At 54.9% G+C, this 18,379-nt stretch carries 17 protein-coding genes; 8 read left to right on the top strand and 9 right to left on the bottom strand.

Going from position 1 to position 18,379, the window contains the following annotated elements:
- Window positions 1–17: 17 nt before the first annotated feature.
- Window positions 18–947 (bottom strand): LysR substrate-binding domain-containing protein, encoded by a 930-nt coding sequence (locus AAEO81_RS12555; protein WP_341963928.1) that lies wholly within the window; start codon window positions 945–947, stop codon window positions 18–20.
- A 451-nt stretch (window positions 948–1,398) separates the two neighbouring features.
- On the opposite strand from AAEO81_RS12555, the gene AAEO81_RS12550 reads away from it, so the two are divergent.
- Window positions 1,399–2,037, top strand: coding sequence for a glutathione S-transferase family protein (locus AAEO81_RS12550; protein ID WP_341963927.1), 639 nt, complete (start codon window positions 1,399–1,401; stop codon window positions 2,035–2,037).
- A 127-nt stretch (window positions 2,038–2,164) separates the two neighbouring features.
- Here the strand turns inward: AAEO81_RS12550 and AAEO81_RS12545 are convergent, their stop codons facing one another.
- The 4 genes from AAEO81_RS12545 to AAEO81_RS12530 all read right to left on the bottom strand — a co-directional run bounded on the left by AAEO81_RS12545 (window position 2,165) and on the right by AAEO81_RS12530 (window position 6,111).
- Window positions 2,165–2,887 (bottom strand): SDR family oxidoreductase, encoded by a 723-nt coding sequence (locus tag AAEO81_RS12545; protein ID WP_341963926.1) that lies wholly within the window; start codon window positions 2,885–2,887, stop codon window positions 2,165–2,167.
- A gap of 264 nt (window positions 2,888–3,151) precedes the next feature.
- Window positions 3,152–4,069: a LysR family transcriptional regulator gene (locus tag AAEO81_RS12540; protein WP_341963925.1), complete on the bottom strand. Its 918-nt coding sequence runs from the start codon at window positions 4,067–4,069 to the stop codon at window positions 3,152–3,154.
- 115 nt (window positions 4,070–4,184) lie between these two features.
- The gene (locus AAEO81_RS12535) at window positions 4,185–4,877 is read right to left on the bottom strand and encodes a peroxiredoxin-like family protein (RefSeq protein WP_341963924.1); all 693 of its coding nucleotides are present in this window, start codon (window positions 4,875–4,877) and stop codon (window positions 4,185–4,187) included.
- 118 nt (window positions 4,878–4,995) lie between these two features.
- Window positions 4,996–6,111, bottom strand: a complete 1,116-nt coding sequence (locus AAEO81_RS12530) for an alkene reductase (protein WP_341963923.1) — start codon at window positions 6,109–6,111, stop codon at window positions 4,996–4,998.
- Between the two features lie 488 nt (window positions 6,112–6,599).
- Between AAEO81_RS12530 and AAEO81_RS12525 the strand changes: the two genes are divergently transcribed.
- The 6 genes from AAEO81_RS12525 (at window position 6,600) to AAEO81_RS12500 (ending at window position 12,506) form a co-directional block, all read left to right on the top strand.
- Window positions 6,600–7,697, top strand: coding sequence for an alpha/beta hydrolase (locus tag AAEO81_RS12525; RefSeq protein WP_341963922.1), 1,098 nt, complete (start codon window positions 6,600–6,602; stop codon window positions 7,695–7,697).
- 240 nt (window positions 7,698–7,937) lie between these two features.
- The gene (locus AAEO81_RS12520) at window positions 7,938–8,648 is read left to right on the top strand and encodes an antibiotic biosynthesis monooxygenase (RefSeq protein WP_341963921.1); all 711 of its coding nucleotides are present in this window, start codon (window positions 7,938–7,940) and stop codon (window positions 8,646–8,648) included.
- A gap of 209 nt (window positions 8,649–8,857) precedes the next feature.
- The gene (locus AAEO81_RS12515; protein ID WP_341963920.1) at window positions 8,858–9,394 is read left to right on the top strand and encodes a carboxymuconolactone decarboxylase family protein; all 537 of its coding nucleotides are present in this window, start codon (window positions 8,858–8,860) and stop codon (window positions 9,392–9,394) included.
- Window positions 9,395–9,821: 427 nt separating this feature from the next.
- The gene (locus tag AAEO81_RS12510; protein WP_341963919.1) at window positions 9,822–10,763 is read left to right on the top strand and encodes an AraC family transcriptional regulator; all 942 of its coding nucleotides are present in this window, start codon (window positions 9,822–9,824) and stop codon (window positions 10,761–10,763) included.
- Window positions 10,764–10,950: 187 nt separating this feature from the next.
- Complete coding sequence (locus tag AAEO81_RS12505) at window positions 10,951–12,030, top strand: methylated-DNA--[protein]-cysteine S-methyltransferase (protein WP_341963918.1); 1,080 nt, start codon at window positions 10,951–10,953, stop codon at window positions 12,028–12,030.
- Between the two features lie 260 nt (window positions 12,031–12,290).
- Window positions 12,291–12,506 (top strand): 4-oxalocrotonate tautomerase family protein, encoded by a 216-nt coding sequence (locus tag AAEO81_RS12500; protein ID WP_341963917.1) that lies wholly within the window; start codon window positions 12,291–12,293, stop codon window positions 12,504–12,506.
- Window positions 12,507–12,720: 214 nt separating this feature from the next.
- Here the strand turns inward: AAEO81_RS12500 and AAEO81_RS12495 are convergent, their stop codons facing one another.
- From AAEO81_RS12495 to gcvH, 4 genes are all read right to left on the bottom strand, one after another.
- Window positions 12,721–13,431: an SDR family oxidoreductase gene (locus AAEO81_RS12495; protein WP_341963916.1), complete on the bottom strand. Its 711-nt coding sequence runs from the start codon at window positions 13,429–13,431 to the stop codon at window positions 12,721–12,723.
- 136 nt (window positions 13,432–13,567) lie between these two features.
- Window positions 13,568–14,452 carry a LysR family transcriptional regulator gene (locus tag AAEO81_RS12490; protein ID WP_341963915.1) on the bottom strand — a complete coding sequence of 295 codons (885 nt, stop codon included), beginning with the start codon at window positions 14,450–14,452 and terminating at the stop codon, window positions 13,568–13,570.
- 306 nt (window positions 14,453–14,758) lie between these two features.
- Window positions 14,759–16,450, bottom strand: a complete 1,692-nt coding sequence (locus AAEO81_RS12485; protein WP_341963914.1) for a methyl-accepting chemotaxis protein — start codon at window positions 16,448–16,450, stop codon at window positions 14,759–14,761.
- Window positions 16,451–17,004: 554 nt separating this feature from the next.
- Window positions 17,005–17,385 carry a glycine cleavage system protein GcvH gene (gcvH, locus tag AAEO81_RS12480; protein WP_341963913.1) on the bottom strand — a complete coding sequence of 127 codons (381 nt, stop codon included), beginning with the start codon at window positions 17,383–17,385 and terminating at the stop codon, window positions 17,005–17,007.
- A gap of 400 nt (window positions 17,386–17,785) precedes the next feature.
- On the opposite strand from gcvH, the gene AAEO81_RS12475 reads away from it, so the two are divergent.
- The gene (locus AAEO81_RS12475) at window positions 17,786–18,040 is read left to right on the top strand and encodes a glutaredoxin domain-containing protein (protein WP_341963912.1); all 255 of its coding nucleotides are present in this window, start codon (window positions 17,786–17,788) and stop codon (window positions 18,038–18,040) included.
- Window positions 18,041–18,379: the final 339 nt, after the last annotated feature.

Below are 18,379 nucleotides of genomic sequence, written 5' to 3'. Positions count from 1 at the left end.
CATAAGTGCAGCGATCCTCAGGCACTGGCGAACTCATACGAGCGTGTTTCGCGGCAGTGGCTACGCGGCTCCAGAAGGTGTGAAGCGTACTCGATAAATGCGCGCGTTCTCGCGTTCGCCAACCGCCCCGTGGGGAACACCGCCCAAAGGTCAATGCCAGGCAACTCCCAGTCTTGAAGCACTTGCCTGACTTCTCCGGATTCGAGCTCCGGCGCGAACATCCACTCTGACCCAACGGCCAGGCCCATGTGTGCAAGAACGGCGGCCCTGACACCCTGAGCAGCAGTGCTGTACAAAGGCCCGCTCAGAACGATGGATGCCTCAACTCCCCGTTGCCGCACTGTCCAGACATCTCCACCCCCTGGCTGGGAATAGACGATCGAACGATGTGAAGCAACTTCGTCAGGCCCCCACGGGCACCCGAACGCGTCCAGATAGCGCGGGGTCGCCACCAGCAAGCGTCTCGCCTGGCCGATCTTTTTTGCAGTTGCCGAGGAGTCGCAAAGCCTGCCCATTCTCAGGGCGACGTCGATGCCCTCTTCAACCAGGTCGATGTGCCGGTCATCCAGCACGAATTCGACTTTCAAGTCGGGGTGCTGCCTCATGAACGGCCCCATGTACGGCAAGACATGAAGGCTCGCGAACGTACCGGCGGCACACACCCGCAGACGGCCGGTGAAGCCTGCACCCACACCTCGCGCAGCCAGCTCGGCGAGGTCGGCCTCCTGCACGGCTCGCCTGGCGCCTTCATAAAACGCTGCCCCGGCTTCTGTGGGCATCAGGCCTCGTGTGGACCTCAGCAGCAATCGGACCGACATCTGTGATTCCAATTGAGCAACCGCTTTGGAAACCGCCGGTTGCCCAATCTTGAGTCGGCGGGCCGCAGCCGTAAAAGAACCTGTTTCAACCACACACACAAACGTCTGCATCGCGATCAATCTGTCCAATTCTCCCCTCCAATCGTCATTGCCGAATACAGGCGTTCGTGTCGCCCATGCCCGCGCGTCGCCCACGCCTTTGACGCACGAGATGATGCTTTTCCAGCATTTCATTCTTGGGGTAACAGGCATGACTCAACGTGCCTGACCATCGGCTAACCCTACTATAGTCGAGGATTCTGGTTACTTTTTCGAAGCGCAGGATCTTGAAAAGCCGCGCTTGATCGGGCTGTTCGGACGGCGAGCGACTGTAGAGCGCAACGCCCATTCTCAGGTCAGCGGGCAGCTGTTTTGGGCGTTTGGATGCAAGACCCGAAGGCACGCAAATGGAAGCGGTGTAAGCGACGGGAAGTTCGCGTTATGCCTTATCAGAATAAAAGATATGTCGGTCAGCGGCCTGCCGCTTCACCCTGGCGTCAGGCAGAGTCGAGGCTTTCACGGACCTCACAGGAAATCATCGATGTTAATCGTTCATGCTTTTGCGACGCCTAATAGCATCAAGGTGCTCATCGCTCTTGAAGAGCTCGGTCTTGAGTATCAAGTGAAATCAGTAAACGTCAGGAAAGGGGAACAGAAATCTGCCGACTTTCTTTCCATAAACCCCAATGGAAAGGTGCCTGTGTTGATTGATGACGCCGTCGATCCACACCATCCGTTCACCCTCACCGAGTCTGCGGCGATTCTCGTGCACCTGGCAGAGCGAGAAGGTCAGTTACTGCCACTCAACGCACAAAAACGCGCGCGCGTGTTCGAGCAATTGTTCTTTCACGGATCGGGCTTGGGCCCCGCATTTGGTCAATCGGGTTTTTTTCTGAGACTGCCAGGTGAGCCGATCCAGGTGGCAATTGATCGGTTTCACACAGAAGCGAAACGTAACCTGGCCCTTCTGGAAGGCGTGCTGGCAAACAGCCCGTTTGTTGCTGGCTCGGAGTATACGATCGCAGACATTGCGCATTTCGGCTGGCTGTGGCGTCGTGAGTTCGCCGGGATTGATTTCAGCAGCAGCCCGAACGTCGCCCGCTGGTATCAGACTCTGTCAGAGCGTCCAGCCATTGTAAAAGCGATAGCGAAAGCGGAGGCGTTAATCCCCGCAACGTGAAGTGGCATAGGCTTAACTGACCCATTATGTTGAGCCATGGCAACACTCCCCGTTTCGGCGAGAAATGGGGAGTGTCGGGGATCCGCGATGCGACGCCGGGGGAGACAGCCTGCATGCCTCCCCTCACTTACATCGAAGCTTTGCCGATTGAAGCGCCTCCATCGACAAAGAGCGACTGCCCGGTGATGAAACCGCTGTCCTCAGACAGCAGGAAGGCGATGGCCGCGGCAATTTCATCCGCCTGACCGAAACGCCCCACGGGCACGGTCGACAGATAGCGTTGCTCGCCCTCACTGCCGATAGGGTTGTTTTCTCGAAACAGCACCGTTTCAGTGGGACCTGGCGCCACACAGTTGACTGTAATCCCGGTTTTCGCCAGCTCCAGAGCCCAGGACCGCGTGAAGCTGACAAGTCCCGCCTTGGCCGCCGCGTAGGACGTTCTATGGGTGACCCCCAATACCGTCAGGCTCGCGATGTTCACCACGCGCCCCCAACCATTCGCCCTCATCTGCGGCAGAATCGCCTGGACAGCCTGCAGCGCCGAGCGCAGGTTCAGCGCGATCACGTCGTTGAAATCGTCCAGGTCCACCTCCCCCAGCAGCTGTGGCTTCACCAACCCCACATTGTTGACCAAACCGTCGAACACATACCGCTCGGTCAACTGTTTGAGGACTTCAGCGGTACGATCCCGATCGCCTAAATCCAATGCAACGAGCTCACCCGGAAAAGAAGGGTCATCCGCACTGCGCGCGATGCCGACCACGTGATGCCCGGCAGCACTCAAGCGGTCAGATAACGCGCGACCGATTCCCTTGCTCGCACCGGTAATAAGAAATGTTCGTTTGGTCATGGACATCGCACCGCCTCCGAAAGAAAGACCGCCACACAGATGCCGGTCCTCACACGTCATTAATCGCTGATAGCGAACAACAGATTTGATGTGAACGGCTCAAGTGGCGCTGGCATGGCATGCCGCGCTTCGTTTGAACGGGTCACAGCGTGGTTGCCGCAATGAGAGATTCGGCTAAAACATCCTGACGGAGTAGAGAGGCAGGGAGCATAAGAAATATTCCCTTTCAGAATGACGCCACGGGGCGGCCAATGCCCGATTGCGCTAGCCATCGAGCCCACGCTGATTGGCCGAAGGATGACCCAGCATCAGGCTGGTCACGAAATCAACGAACGCTCGTGTTTTAGAACTCACTAAACGCCCTGCCGGGAAAACGGCCCAGAGATCGATGTCCGGCAACCGCCAATCGTCGAGCACAGTCACCACAGAACCATTTTCCAATTCAGGAAGAAACATCCATTCGGACGCCATTGCGATCCCCAGATCAGCGAGCACCGCCGCCCTGACACCTTGAGCGGCAGAAACGCGCACACGCCCATTCACGTCAATCACCTGGTCTTCACCCTCTTTCTTCAGCGTCCAGCTGCTTCCACCCCCGGCCTGGCTATACACGATCGCCTGGTGATGTATCAGCTCGGCGGGCGACTCGGGCACTCCGACACGTTGCAGATAAGACGGCGTGGCCATGATGCGACGGCGGCCTTCTGCAATCTTCCGTGCAGTGAGTGCCGAGTCGGCCAGAACGCCCATGCGAAGCGCGACATCGATGCCTTCTTCAACGAGGTCAACGTTACGATCATCCAGAACAATGTCTATTTCGAGCGCCGGGTTCTGCTCCAGAAAAGTGCCCAAATGCGGCAGGACGTGCAGACTTGCAAAGGTAACGGCAGCACACACCCTCAGTCTGCCCGAGAGGCCAGCCCCGGCCCCCCGCGCCGCAACTTCTGCCTCATTGGCCTCATCGACAGATCGCTTGGACCCTTCGTAAAAAGCCCTCCCGGCCTCCGTGGGTGTGAGACCACGGGTGGAGCGGATCAGCAATCGGACAGACAGATTCTGCTCCAACTGGGCAATGATCTTCGAGACGGCAGGTTGACCAATCCCAAGGCGACGGGCAGCGGAAGAAAACGAACCTGTTTCGACAACGTAAATGAACGCCTGCATCGCGGCCATGCGATCCATGTTGACTCCTCGGAAAACGGGTCGGGTGAATAATGAGCGGCGATTCTATCCATCCACGACAGCATCACGCGATGGCTTTCATGCTCGCCGCCCAGAGGGTGAAAGCTCAAACAGGCTAACCGGCAACGGGGGAATTCTGCCAGGGCGCAAGTCGAGAGCGCGTGGCCGCCTGACACAGAGCTGGCAGCAGGTCCAGTAACTCGATCCGCTGTGTGTATCCCGGATTGATGTCAGCGTGGACGATCACACCGTCTTCGGCGATGACATAGCGCGCGGGTATAGGCAGGACATTGCTGTGCGATCCCACTTCGGCAAACGGTGAGACATCCAGCATGTGGTAGAGCTCATGGAGGTACTCGGGGATTGCCTGATTCAAACCGAACTGGCCCGCGACCACGTTTTTCAAGTCACTGAGGATAGGAAACGTCACCGCGTTTTCCTGAATCGACTTTCGACTGGTGGTAGGCGTTTGTGGCGAAATCGCCACCACGTTTGCCCTGAGGTTTCGGAACAAGGGCACGAAGCTCTGGAGAGACTGAAGCTCGAAATTGCAATAGGGGCACCATGCCCCTCGATGGAACTGCAACACCAGCGCTCCCCGGGCCAATAAATCCGACGACCTGATGGGATTGCAATCGGCATCACTCAATTCGAAATCGGGTGCGCGATCCCCTACCTTCAAGGCGTGCTTGCCCGCCCCTGATGCCACCAACCTGTTAGTGGCTTCTTCGATCAGCGCTGTGATGTCCGCCTTACTGCGCGGAGAGGGCTCTCCGGCTTGGAGTTCCTGTTTGAAAATATCCAACATTGATTGTAATGACACAGTGTTCACCGACTGTAGTTGATAGCGACAATGACCATGGGGGGCCGACATTCGCGGACGGTCTCTGCGCCAGCCAGCCCGTTGAGAAACATCATTCGACGGCTCAGCTGTCCAGATGCGCATACACCGGATAGTCGCTGTAGCCTTTATGGTCCCCACCGTAAAAGGTGCTGCGGTCATAAGGCGTCAACGGAAAGTTGTGACGCAGGCGTTCGGGCAAATCAGGATTCGAAATGTAGTGGCGTCCAAACGCAACAATATCGGCGTCACCTTCCTCCAGAATCGCAATGGCTGACTCACGATCAAAACCACCGGCGGCAACGATGGGCCCATGAAAAATAGTTCGCAGGTTTTTGGACGCAGTCGCCGGGGCATTGTCTTCGATTTCCACCACCCCCTTGATGCGGGGCTCAATGACGTGAAGATAGGCAAGATTGAATCTATTCAGTTGCTCGGCCACATAACCGAAAGTGGCCGAGGGGTCACTGTCGAACATTGTGCCGAACTGCCCGCTGGGCGAAATGCGGACCGCCACTCTGTTTCCTCCCCAAACGGAGACCAGTGCCTCGACCGCCTCGATCAAGAAACGCGCACGATTGCTGATAGAGCCGCCGTATTCGTCGGTACGTTTATTCGTACCGTCCTGAAGGAATTGATCAGGCAGATAGCCATTGGCAGCGTGCAGCTCAACCCCATCAAAACCTGCGGCCTTGGCGCGGAGTGCGCCGAGTCGAAACTCTTCAATGATCAAGGGAATCTCGTGCAACTCCAGCGCTCGGGGCACGAGTAAATCCGACTCGACGAACTGACCTTGGGCGTCCCGAGTGACGGCTTTTTCCTCGGATGCCAGCTCGGAGGGCGCGACCGGATGCACACCCTTCGTGTTGTCCGGGTGTGCCTGCCGCCCGGCGTGCCAAAGCTGCAGGAAAATCCGCCCGCCCTTGGCGTGCACCGCATCCACTACACGCCTCCATCCATCGACTTGCGCATCGGCATACACGCCTGGCGCATTGGCATAAGCAATGCCGGTCGTCGATACCGATGTGGCTTCAGCGACGATCAACCCGCCAGCCGTGGCACGCTGGGAATAGTATTCGACCATCAAATCACCGGGGGTATCACCGGGTTCCGATCTCATCCGGGTCAAGGGTGCCAACGCCACTCGATGCTCTAATTCGTAAGGGCCAACGTGCGTCTTGGTGAACAGTATGTCGCTCATCGAAATCTCCAAAGGTGGGCAAGGATCAATACATTCAGATGGGTGAAGCCTGAAAAACCCGTGCAGGCGGTTCAACAGACCGGCGACCCCATCGCGGACAAGCGAAGCCTTCCGACGGGGCGCCTGATGGCTTCGTGAAGTTGGGAGAAATGCTCTCAGGGAGAGGGACGGCCAAGTAGACGGCTGAGGGTGATATGACAAATTCCGTGCAGGAATGCCAACGTGAGCCGTCGGCCTGCAAGCGGATTACAGAAATGTGCGCCTGTCCTCGAATCGAGATCGCAAGTTTTTGCAATACCCGTGTCAGGGGAAAAAACTACTCTTCGCGCAGCTGAGTAAACGCGCTGCCATTCCCAACGTATCCGTGACTTGACCCTAAGTTGAGAGGTGGATGCATCGGCACCCTTATTCGTTTTTTCATCGGCCCCAGCAAGCCGGCTTAGGTTTAGCGATTAATTATCTGCCATGCCAAAGTGTGGGATATCACAATGAATGAAGAAAGCCCGACTTACGGAAACGCCAGCGCATTCAATCGGCGAACTTTTTTAATTGCATCAACGGCGTGCGCGGTCGGCGCGGCGGGCTACAGCCTTACCTCCGCACGGGAACTGAACCAACATTATGTGCCGGTGGTGCCGCGCCTCCCATTTGACGAGTCACTCAGGGTAGCGTTTTGCACCCGACGGATCGGCAGTGTCGATATATTTTATCGGGAGGTCGGGCCCCGGAATGGCCCGACGATTTTGCTTTTGCACGGATTTCCGTCAGCCAGCCACATGTTCCGCAATCTGTTTCCACTCCTCGCCACGAGGTACCACCTGATTGCCCCCGACCTGCCCGGCTTCGGTAATTCACGGCCATTGAGTGCCGACGACTATACATACAGCTATGAAAACATCGTCAATACCATGGCTGATTTTATCAGCGCGCTGAAACTCGACAAACTGTCCATTTATGGTTTCGACTACGGCTGTTCAATCGCTTTTAAACTGGCCATGATGTACCCCGATAAGGTGAACACCCTCATCGGTCAAAACGGCAACCTTTATAAAGAGGGCCTGGGCGCTTCGTTATCCCCTTGGCAGGCGTACTGGGAGAGCCCCACCGCGCATAACCGTGAAGTATGTGCGACGTCGTTACTGCCGGAAAATATCAGAAAGCAACATTACGGCGCGGACACCGAATCGGGACAACTTCCACCCGACGGTTACAACCTGGATAATTACTATTTGTCGCTACCCCGGGCGAGGGACATCCAGTTAGACCTGATAAGGGACTATAAAAACCTGCTGACGGATTACCCGACGGTGCAAAAGTACCTCAGTGATAAGCGGCCCCCTTTGCTTATTATCTGGGGACGTCATGATACGTTCTTCAGTCTCTTCGGCGTAGAGGCCTATGTGCGCAATATGCCTCACTCTGAAGTCAGGCTGCTCGACACCGGGCGGTTTGTGCTGGAAACGCACGCCCGAGAAACGGCAGGCTTTATTAGGGACTTCATGGACAGGTCTTTAGTGGCTGATGCCACTTACACCAGCCCGATACGCGTCAAAAATGACCTCTTCTTCGACGCCAGAAAAGAATAAGGGCTGCGTGTCGGCGCGAACCTCAAGCATTCGCTCCAGACCCGCGCGGCAGCCGGGGAGGATCGCACGTTTTTGAAATCGCACCCGCCGTCAATCAGCTAGTGTTGCGCTCGTCAGTCACGCTGGCGCGGACGCGCGGATAAACAACTACGGCTTGAGGATCGCACTACCGTGTTAAATAACAATCCTCACGGGTGCCCGCGCTGTCAGCCTCAACCTCTTAACTTGGCGGTGAACACGATGTTTTCTGTTTCGTTTGAAACGTTTTCCGACGAACTCAATAAACGGGCTTACCTGACCGATATCAAACGTTTATCCGTGGCGCTCCGAAACATCGAGGGCTATATAGGGCACACGTGTTTCCGAGCGCTGAACAGCACAAACGGCACGTTAGTTCTTTCGACCTGGGGTGACGAGAAGTCCTTGGTCCGGTGGAGAACGCACCCCCTGCATTTCACAGCGCAGTCAACAGGACGCCAGCGTTGGTTTGATGACTACCGTGTGCGTGTGGGCCAAATAACCCGGGATACACAACCTCCACAGGGTTACAAAATCCAAGAGCAACGCCTGGACGAAACCGAAGTAGGCCGAGGAACTACGTTCACCCAGATTCATGCGAGCCTTCCTCCTCATCTGACGGTGCGCAATGCCACTGCCGCAATTGCCGGCTGGATGGGCCTGGACATCAACGCACCCGGATTGGTTGAGTGGAAGCTATTCGAATCAGTGGATGAACCGGGAAGGCTACTGTTCATCATCCTGTGGGGCGATGAAGCTGACGCAAAGAAATTCGAGTACGAAACCGTTTTGCCTGAGGGAGCCAGAGTTCAACGGGTTAGAATAATTCGTGACTACGGAAAGTTTGATCGACGCGAGTCACCGCAATACTTTCCAGACGCGATGCTTTCCGACCCCTCATCCATTGAATGGGACTTGCCCAAACGGCAGTAACACTGTTCAACGGCTGCCTCCGAAATAAGGCCCAACCCCATTAATGCACAGACCGCATTAATCTTATCCGCCCTCGACACCTAGTTCGGCATGGAATAATGGGCGACCATTACCCATGGAGGGACAACCCTGATCTAAGACACATCGGTACAGACGGCCTACTGCGCCACTCTTTTATCAGCAGCCAATGCGCCATCATGAGGTGTTAGATGTCTCGCTTGTTCACAATCAACCCGACAGACGCAACAGGGCACTCTGCGGAAATTTTTCGCGCACTTAAACAGACTGCCGGCATGATCCCTAATTGCTATTTGACCATTGGCACACATAGCCCAAACGGGTTGGCCGCAGCGCTGAACCTAGACGAAGTGGTGGAATGCAGCACCTTGACCAAGTCCGAAATACAGGCGGTCCGGCTGGTCGTTAGTACAAATTCGGGGTGCAACTACGGCATCACTGCCCATGCTTTTCTCGCCAAATTTTCGGGCCTGTCTACATCGGCGGTGAAGGCAATCAAAGCGGAGCACGAGACAGGTATTCCAAAACTGGACGCGCTGCTTACATTCGTAAGGCATCTGGTGAGTTCCAAAGGGCTGGTCAAGGCAGATATTCTGGATGCGGCCTTACAGGCAGGCTATTCGGAACAAAACATCATTGAGGTCATGCTGGCGATCGCGTCAACCACCTTCATCGACTTGGTCAACCGGGTGAATGATACGAAATTGGATTACCCGCAAACCGATTAAATAGATTTCTTCAATGGCGCAACCTGAAAGAGCGCAGGATTGTGTAATCGATATGGCGCGTGCTGGTCTAGTCTGCATCGTCATCAGTGATTCTGCCGACACGCACATGACCGAATATTATTGGCATCATTTTTCGGTACATCTTCGTCTCGCACATAAACTGACGCCTCAACGGAACGAGTCGACTGACATAAAGATCATGGATCGAGGGGGTTACTGCACAGCTTGGAGATGAATATGAAATCACAGACCCGCCACACCTTGACATCGCCATCCGCTTTTTCAGTGATTACCCATGATACTTCCTGGCTCCTTGAAAACGGCTTGCCGCCATCTTATGGGGCCTTCAGTGATAGCGCATTCCTCCATGCACCGCGCCCTTACATAACACTGGCGTACGTACTCAAACAACCAGCTCAGTCTTGATATGGACATTTATATCCCTACCAAAGCGCCGAGCACTCACCGCGGGTTCAAAGCGCCCCCTGCTTATCGCCCCAAGACTCGTACGGTCAACCCGCGTGCCAGCGACTCTTCTTATGTCGTGGTGAGTGCACGCACCGTACATAATGAGAACGCGTGCAGCTACTACGAAAGAGAAGGACAGACTGTACTGGTTATTTTTCTGTCCGAATACGGTGAGCTCTGCCTGGAGATGTGCAACGAAACAAGGCGAGTGCCTATTACGCGTGGAACGAGTTTTATCCTGACCGGCCCTGGCAATCGACGTCGCGCCACGTGGTCTGCAGCCAACACCTTCATAGAGATCACATTAGATAACGCTCTTTTTTTGGCCATCCATGAGTCATTGGGCCTACCCAAACCTTGCCCGTTGTCACTGTTTTATCACTACGGGCAAGAAGCAGACTTCGTAAGCCTGGCGAATCGACTTAGCGAGAAAATAGCCAGTGTCGCCGGGATACATGCGAGCCTGGTGAGAAGCGGTTACCACTGCCCTGCCATTGCACGCTTCATCATTGCGATGATGCTGAAGACACGCAGGCCTGGGAGTTTTGCATTGGATAAACAGTCGCCCAAACTCAGGTTGTCCGAGCCCCGTTTTGCGAAAGTCTCTCGATACATCGAGCAAAAACTGTCCTCCACCCTTCACGTGGGTGAGCTTGCCAGCATCGCCTCGCAGAGCCAGTTTCATTTCACGCGAACATTTAAAGCCCGCACCGGTCAATCGCCCCACACGTACATACTTGAAAGAAGGCTGCGTCGTTCCGAATATTTACTTGCGGAGACAAATACCAGTTTGGCCCAGATATCCCATGAATGTGGATTCAGCTCACAATCACACTTCACAACGGCCTTCAAGCAATGTGTGGGCATCACCCCAGGGCAATATCGAGAACTGTATTTTTAAAAACAGCGGTGTACGCCTGTCGATAAATGGCACGAACAGGCCTGAACCTCAGTGGCTATTTTCAAGAGGAACCGCACTTTCTTGGAATAATCTGTTTCCACGTTAAGTAATGCTTGACGTCAGCATGATCCACATGCCCGCCAGCGTCCTGCCCAAGGATGGATAGCGGTATCACTGAGGATTTGATATGAGCAAAGTGCCCTCCCCTGTCGATAACCGCCGAGAGGCGGAAGACCCGCGATGGATCGCAGTACTCAGCCGAGACGCATCGGCCGACGGCTCGTTTGTTTATGGTGTAAAAACCACTGGCCTCTACTGCCAGCCCAGTACGCCTTCCAAACTTCCATTACTGAAGAACATCGAATTTTTCGACTCACCCGCAGACGCCGAGGCTGCAGGGTATCGTCTGGGTAAACGAGCGGCGGATCAAATAATGGTCGCCGAGCATCGTGCGCAGTTAGTCGCGACAGCGTGCCGAATTCTTGAAGACGCCATTGAAACCACGACGCTAACGAACCTTGCGCAGCAACTGAATGTCAGCCCCTTTCATTTTCATCGCATCTTCAAGGCTGCGACGGGATTATCACCCCGAGCGTTTGCAATGGCGTGTCATGCACGTCGAGTTCAAACGCCCCGCTCGCAAGAATGCAGCAGCACGCCAGATGACCCTCTGCTGAGAGCCCCTTCAAATCAGCGGCACTCGATGGCCGTTGTGACCGCATCGGGACAGTCCACAGGCCACGCACCTCTTGATAAGGGCGACGACAGCATTCAGTTCGCCATGAGTGCCTGTGCACTGGGTTTTTTATTAGTGGCACGCAGCCCCAAAGGTATAACTGCCATCTCATTGGGAGACAGTTGCCAGGCCGTGCTCGGTGATTTCCGGCGTCAATTCCCACACGCACAACGGATTGCCAACTTTGACGAGTCCAAAGACTTGATTGATTGCGTGGTGAGCTTCATTGAAGCACCGGGTATCGAAGTGGAGCTGGCGTTAGATATTCGCGGCACGGCCTTTCAGAAGAAAGTGTGGCACGCGCTGCGTCAGGTTCCGCCAGGCTCCACGGTCAGTTACATAGAACTCGCAAACACAATAGGTGCGCCTAAATCGGTTCGTGCAGTGGAGCAAGCCTGCCGTGCGAATCCTCTTGCAGTGGTCATACCCTGTCATCGAGTTCTCCGCAAAGATGGCCGATACGCGGCCTACCCGTGGGGCCTGGAACGAAAAAGCGAACTCCTGAGGCTGGAAGCCTCGCTCAAGCGATGATCTCCTGTTATTCAGGGTATTTATCCTCGATTAAAGCGACGCTGCCTAAGCCTTGAAGCGATGCGATCGGGGCAGGACCTTTCGCCCACTTATTCCAAACTTATATAGGCCTTTCGATCAACTGATCTTGGACACCGGTCTCTTTACGACTTCAGTGTGACTACCACCGGCACGTCGGCCGCTGATAGATCAACGCGTTGTTCCGGCATGATAAATTACACGCGGTTTATCACTAACATTGCTCTCTAAGGAAAACAACAATGCCATACGTCAATATCCGGGTCACAAAAGAAGGCGTCACTGCCGAACAAAAAAAAGCGTTGATCGCCGGCACTACCGAGTTGCTTGAGCGGGTCCTCGGCAAACCCTCACTTTCTACCTTCGTGGTGATTGATGAAGTGGAGACCGATAACTGGGGATGGCAAGGCACGACCATGACAGAAATAAGAAAAGAGCAAGCCAAACAGGCCAAGTAAGCGGGGACGTGGGGTTTCTCACTGCTCAACGACGGATCAATCACCGTTAACATGGTGGCCGTGGTTGCATCATCCCAGGCCACCTCAAGCGGATCGCCAACGAAGACGGCCATGCGTGTAAGCACGGCCGTTAGTGCGTAGAAATACCACGCTGCGAATTGAAGTCACTGGGTACACACGCACAGGGATCAAAGACCGGCGCGACGGCTGTCTATCAATGGCCTGCACTTCTGCCACCGTCGACATGGAGAATTTCTCCCGTCACAAAGGGAGCGTTATCTAAATAAAGAATGGCCTGGACGATGTCATCAATCTCCCCTATGCGCCCAACGGGGTGCAGTTTTCCCAACGCTTCATACTTATCCCGACTGTGCATGGGCGTTTTTATGACCCCTGGTGAAACCGCATTGACGCGAATGCCCCTGGACGCATATTCGATGGCCAACGATTTGGTTGCGGCATTGAGGCCACCCTTGGTCAGTGATGCCAATACGGAAGGGACGCCCTGGACAGCCTGTTCGGCCAGCGTGGTCGTGATGTTGACCACATGCCCACTTCCCTGCTTTTCCATCTGTGCGATTGCCAACTGAGTGATATAAAAAAAACCGTTTACGTTTATTCCGGACATCCGGGAAAAATCGTCGTAGGTGTAGCTCGTAAAGGGCTTGGCGACAAAGACACCGGCATTGTTGATCAGGGTATCGACTCGCCCAAAGTGCGCGATTGCCTTATCAATGACGCGCTTCGCGGTATCGGGATCGGCAATGTCGCCCGGCACGGTGACGAAATCCGCGTCTTCAGACGGCATAATTGACCGGGATGTGGCGATAACCTGATGACCTTGTTGGCGGAATGCATCAACCACGCCCGCCCCTATGCCTTGAGACCCGCCTGTCACCACGACAACCTTCTTGACCTTGCTCATTTTTCTTCCTCAACAATAAAGCGTGGAGTCGCTATCAACGTTTTGTTTGAAACCTGTGCAGAAAGGGCTTGAATACATGAAACGCTCTGATCAGGCGTGGTGAGCCCTGCCCGACGTGAGGTCCAAAGGCCGATACTCAATGGGCATAAACAGCGCCGCCGCGTGTGAACAACTCACGAAGAAACTCTGTCACCGCTTTTATACGTGCGGTGTATCGCAATTCTCGATGCACGCTCAACCACAGTTCTCGACTGATCACCACCTCTTGCTCCAACACTCTAACCAGCCCAAACTTTTGCGCTTCCACAAACTCAGGAAGCATGACGATGCCAACGCCCGCCGCTGCCGCGAACAGTTGCGCGATCATGCTGTTTGAATGAAATTTCACAAGCGGGTTGTTCAGGACTTCGGTTAACCACCGAACGGCATCGATTTGAATCAGCTCATCAATGTAGCTGACGAAATGATGGGTGTTTAAAGTCTCCAGCGTCGGCAGATCCCGCTCAAGCAAATACCGCTCCGACGCATACATGTGCACGTTGAAGCTACCGAGTCGCTCACTGTCAAAGCCCTCGCCTGTCGGTTTAAAAAAACCGAGGAAGATATCTGCTTCGCGCCGTGTCACTTGGAGTTGTTGCGTCGAAGTCACTAACTCCAGGGTAATGTTGGGGTGGCGCTTTTGTATCTTCAGCAAGTGTCGCGTCAGGTAGAGTGAGGCGAGGCCTTCCATCGTTCCAACGCGTACCAGACCCGAATGCGCGTTAGTGCCTTCTGCGAGCTCATCGAGCAGATCGGCGAATCCCGCGCCCATGACCTCCACCCGAGAGAGCAGCCTCCTGCCCTGTTCGTTCAGGCTGACACCGCCTGTACTGCGCTCGAATACGCTGAACCCCAACGTATATTCGAGCTGGCTGATTCGTCTACTGACCGTGGACGTGTCAACTCTCAATTGTTTCGCAGCGCGTGAAAGATTTTCGAAGCGCGCAACGTGCAGAAAGACCCTCAAGTCGTCCCAATTCAATGAGTCTGGTCCCATTGCGTTCCGCCCTTGGCTCACGTCAGGTGGCAAACGTGGAACGCCCCCGGTGTGTTCCACCGGGAGGTTCCCGCGCACGCTGAACGGCGATCTGATATCCGTGGAAAATGAATCATCTGGGGAAAAGCTCAACACCGGCAGGCTAGCGGGTGCGGGTCCGGCGCTCTATCAGAAACATGCGATTCGATCATTCATCGGTCCCGGTCGGCGCCTGACAAGATCGTGATGGCAATCACCATCGCCTTGGCAGGCGGATACGGCCGAGGTTGTCGGCCGTATCCGGTCTGACCGTCAGACCTTGAACTGCTTGATCAGGTCTCCCAGACGATTGCCAAGGTCGGCAACGCTGCGGGCCGTGGCGGCCCCCTTCTGGGTGTCTTGAGCGACCGAGTCCGCTGACTGGGCGATTTTGGTCATGCTCTGGTTGATCTCTTCGGCAACAGCGGTCTGTTCCTCGGCCGCGCTGGCAATCTGAGCTGTCATGGCGTTGATGGAAGCGACCAGCTCCGTCATGGTGTCCAGCGACTTTCCGGCCTCGTTTGCCTGCACCCCTGAAACTTTTCCCTTGTCACTGGAACGGAGCATCGCACTCACCGCGTCGCCGGTACCTGATTGGAGTTTACTGATCGTCTCTTGAATCTCTCGGGTGCTGTGCTGCGTTCGGCTTGCCAACGCTCGCACCTCATCTGCAACGACCGCGAAGCCCCGGCCTGCATCCCCTGCTCGCGCGGCTTCAATGGCGGCATTGAGGGCCAGAAGGTTCGTTTGCTCTGCAATCGACCGTATGACGTCCAGCACGCTGACGATCGAGTTGGCGTCTTCCTGAAGCTTGTCGAGCGAATCGCTGGTTGCCCGCACTTCATCAATGAGTGCGTGGATACTGGAAATCCCGTTATTGACAACGTTGCGCGCCGAACCGCCGACATCATCAGTCTCTTTCGCGGCGGTCGCGGCAGCCTGTGCACTTCGCGCGATCTCATGGGCGGCGGCCGACATTTCATGGACTGCCGTAGCGACCTGATCCGTTTCCTGACGCTGACGATCCATCGCGCGTTCAGATTGATGCGCCTGTTCGTTCATGCTGCTGGAATGGACCGCCAATTGCTGAGTGGCTTCGGCGATCTGCCTTACCAAATCGTGAATACGGCCCACAAACAAGTTGAAAGCGTTCGCGAGTGCCCCGATCTCATCGCGACTGGTGATGGGAAGCCGTTTTGTCAGATCCCCGTCCCCGGAAGCAATCTCATTGAGGTTCGCTTGAATAAGGGCAATAGGATGAATAATCGACTTGCCCAGCAAGCCTGCGACCAGACCCACGACAATGAGGAGAATAACGTCGGCCACCAGCAACGCGGTGATGATGCTCTTGATACGCGCGTATTGCGCCTGTTCAATATTGGCGACCTCCGTGTCTATATCATCCAGATTGACGGCGGTGCCGATCATCATGTCCCACTTCTCGAACAACGCCGAATACCCGAGTTTGGGAACAGGCTTTTCGCTTCCGGGAACAGGCCAGTTATAGCGAAGGTAATGCTTGCCGGCATGCGCCAGAATATTCAACTCCCGGATGGCATACACGCCATTCGCATCCTGCACATCGTTGTAACTGTTACCAATCCCTTCCTCTTTGTCGGCCCAAAACAGCCGGATGTTATGCCTGTCGTAACCAAAGAAATAACCTTGCTTGTCGTACGAGAGCTTGCGCAGGATCTGGATGGCTCGGTCTCTCGCCTCATTGTCTCCAGGTGCCGAGGCGTCGTAGATGGACTTCACCGAAGAGATCGCCATCTGTACATGATTTTCAAGCGAAACAGAGCGCTCTTTCATGAGCAAGCTTCTGGTCTGCTCAATTTCATCTTGAGCCACTCGGTAAAGTACAGCGATCGAAACGACACTGAACGCAATGGCAAGAAAAAAAGCGGGCCCCAAGGAGAGAAGCACCACCTTGGTCTTTAACTTGATATTTTTCAAAACACTCATAGTAGGTCACCTGGCGAGGCCGTCGTCAGAGTCGGCTGGCGGAGAGTGGCAGCGGCGAGGACGCATACAACAGTGCGGCGAGCCGGCCTTGTAATAGTTGAAAGTACAAGCAACCTATCGGCGAGCTATTCCAATACCTGATCCCCCTATCTCCGCAAGGCGACTTGCAAAAATACAACCCCTCCCCGCAGGCAACTGGACGCGGTTGATCATTAAGTACACTCAGCAATCCCGTTGCTACCCCGGAATACGTTAGATCAAGAAGCGCATATTTCTGAAATTCCGATTCGGTCACCGTTGCTAACATGGAGGGGCTCCTTGACTGAGGTGGAGACTCCATAAAGCCAGCGTTGCTAAACATGGGGAGATGATCGTCAGGAACCTATCGCGAGGTGTGTGCAGCCGGGACTGAACACCTGCTTTATGCCCCCAAGACTCATCTATTTTGTGAGAGGGTTGCTGGCTTACCTCTCATTTTTTTGCGCGTCAAAAAGAATAACGCTCAGAATCAAGAGCGAAACATCACACTTGATTCCCTGCATCGAGCGAGGCAGTTAGCCTGTTTTCACGGCATAGTCTTCAGGCGTGAGCAACAAGTAATACTCATCCAGGTCGGTGGGATTTATTTTGAAAAGCCAATGTTCGTAGGGGCGCACATTCACGTCTGAGGGTCGATTAATCAGGTCAGTGTTAATGGCTATCACAAAACCCGAAACAGGGGCGTGTACATCAGACGCAGACTTCGATGACTCCACAACCGCCACGGGATCCCCCGCCCTGTACTCATGGCCTACCAGGGGAAATTCAATCACCACGATTTCACCCAAACTGTCTTGTGCGTGGTCTGAAACCCCGACGGTCACCGTACCGTCGGACTCTCGTCGAGCCCATTCATGAGTTTCTGCATAGCGTAACGAGATCGGAATGTTGGTCATCAAACGTCCTTAGGGCAATGTGGTAAACGATGGCGACTCAGGTGTCTGCACAACTCGCTGCGCACCCGGTCGAGCTCAACAGTAGCCATTCCCGCTGGTTCTGCTTCCAGAAACGTGCGCTTCGACGCTGGGCTCCCTTCCTCATCAACCTCCTGTGCCGCTGGCCGGTCGAATCACCCGATCAACGCCCTCACACCTGCCGAGCTGTTCCGAGGCAAAGGCAGACGGTTTGGCCCGTTACTGATTCCTCGGCCAGGGAGAATTAGACGATCAGCATCATTTTTCGGTTTAAAAGCAGCCATTCATGACGTTTCCTGCTGCATCATGAACCTGCCTGCACATCGTCACTGCGGCGTCAGATCAACCCGATTGTTCTAGCCACTTCTGGAGTGAAGCCACCATGAACGACGTCATCATCTACACCGGCACGGTCTGCCCTTCATGTCATAAGTCCACGCAGCTCCTGAACTCAAAGGGCATTCGAACGTTTGAAATTAACGTAGAAGACGATCCTGAGCAGATGCGCGATCTGATGGCGAAGGTCGGGCAGCGCACCGTGCCGCAGATTTTCATCGGGATGCATCACATTGGTGATTTTCATGACATGGCGTCACTGGACCGGGGCGGCCACCTCGACACCTTGTTGGGACGCTGAACCACAGTGATCAGATCCCGGATGGCCACCCGAGTCGACGCCACCGAGCCCCTGAGCTTTTTCGAAGGCAAAAAAAACCCGCCGAAGCGGGTTGTTTTCAGGTCATGGCCATTCCAACATCCTGTCGGTAGCGCTCCGCGCAATGGCTGATCATCCTTGATCTCCGAAGCGGTTCCTTTGCTCGAGTTGATGGATCCAATGTAATCCTCGGCGTGTGGCTTTGGAAGGGCGTTTTCGCTGGATAGCGTGTAAGCCTTTCGCTATGGCATCAGGACGAATAACGCCTGATGCCCATTCCATCGAGGCCCGCGCAAGGAACGACTGCCGCCCTTCGTGCTC

Source organism: Pseudomonas sp. RC10, assembly GCF_038397775.1.
GTDB lineage: Bacteria > Pseudomonadota > Gammaproteobacteria > Pseudomonadales > Pseudomonadaceae > Aquipseudomonas > Aquipseudomonas bambusae.
The sequence above is the reverse complement of the archived record's forward strand: the minus strand, read 5'-3'. Positions and strand labels throughout refer to the sequence as shown.

Coding starts and splice junctions, on each gene's coding strand:
- AAEO81_RS12550 (WP_341963927.1), top strand. CDS start 1,399: ATGTTAATCGTTCATGCTTTTGCGACGCCTAATAGCATCAAGGTGCTC.
- AAEO81_RS12545 (WP_341963926.1), bottom strand. CDS start 2,887: ATGACCAAACGAACATTTCTTATTACCGGTGCGAGCAAGGGAATCGGT.
- AAEO81_RS12540 (WP_341963925.1), bottom strand. CDS start 4,069: ATGGATCGCATGGCCGCGATGCAGGCGTTCATTTACGTTGTCGAAACA.
- AAEO81_RS12535 (WP_341963924.1), bottom strand. CDS start 4,877: ATGTTGGATATTTTCAAACAGGAACTCCAAGCCGGAGAGCCCTCTCCG.
- AAEO81_RS12530 (WP_341963923.1), bottom strand. CDS start 6,111: ATGAGCGACATACTGTTCACCAAGACGCACGTTGGCCCTTACGAATTA.
- AAEO81_RS12525 (WP_341963922.1), top strand. CDS start 6,600: ATGAATGAAGAAAGCCCGACTTACGGAAACGCCAGCGCATTCAATCGG.
- AAEO81_RS12520 (WP_341963921.1), top strand. CDS start 7,938: ATGTTTTCTGTTTCGTTTGAAACGTTTTCCGACGAACTCAATAAACGG.
- AAEO81_RS12515 (WP_341963920.1), top strand. CDS start 8,858: ATGTCTCGCTTGTTCACAATCAACCCGACAGACGCAACAGGGCACTCT.
- AAEO81_RS12510 (WP_341963919.1), top strand. CDS start 9,822: ATGGACATTTATATCCCTACCAAAGCGCCGAGCACTCACCGCGGGTTC.
- AAEO81_RS12505 (WP_341963918.1), top strand. CDS start 10,951: ATGAGCAAAGTGCCCTCCCCTGTCGATAACCGCCGAGAGGCGGAAGAC.
- AAEO81_RS12500 (WP_341963917.1), top strand. CDS start 12,291: ATGCCATACGTCAATATCCGGGTCACAAAAGAAGGCGTCACTGCCGAA.
- AAEO81_RS12495 (WP_341963916.1), bottom strand. CDS start 13,431: ATGAGCAAGGTCAAGAAGGTTGTCGTGGTGACAGGCGGGTCTCAAGGC.
- AAEO81_RS12485 (WP_341963914.1), bottom strand. CDS start 16,450: ATGAGTGTTTTGAAAAATATCAAGTTAAAGACCAAGGTGGTGCTTCTC.
- gcvH (WP_341963913.1), bottom strand. CDS start 17,385: ATGACCAACATTCCGATCTCGTTACGCTATGCAGAAACTCATGAATGG.
- AAEO81_RS12475 (WP_341963912.1), top strand. CDS start 17,786: ATGAACGACGTCATCATCTACACCGGCACGGTCTGCCCTTCATGTCAT.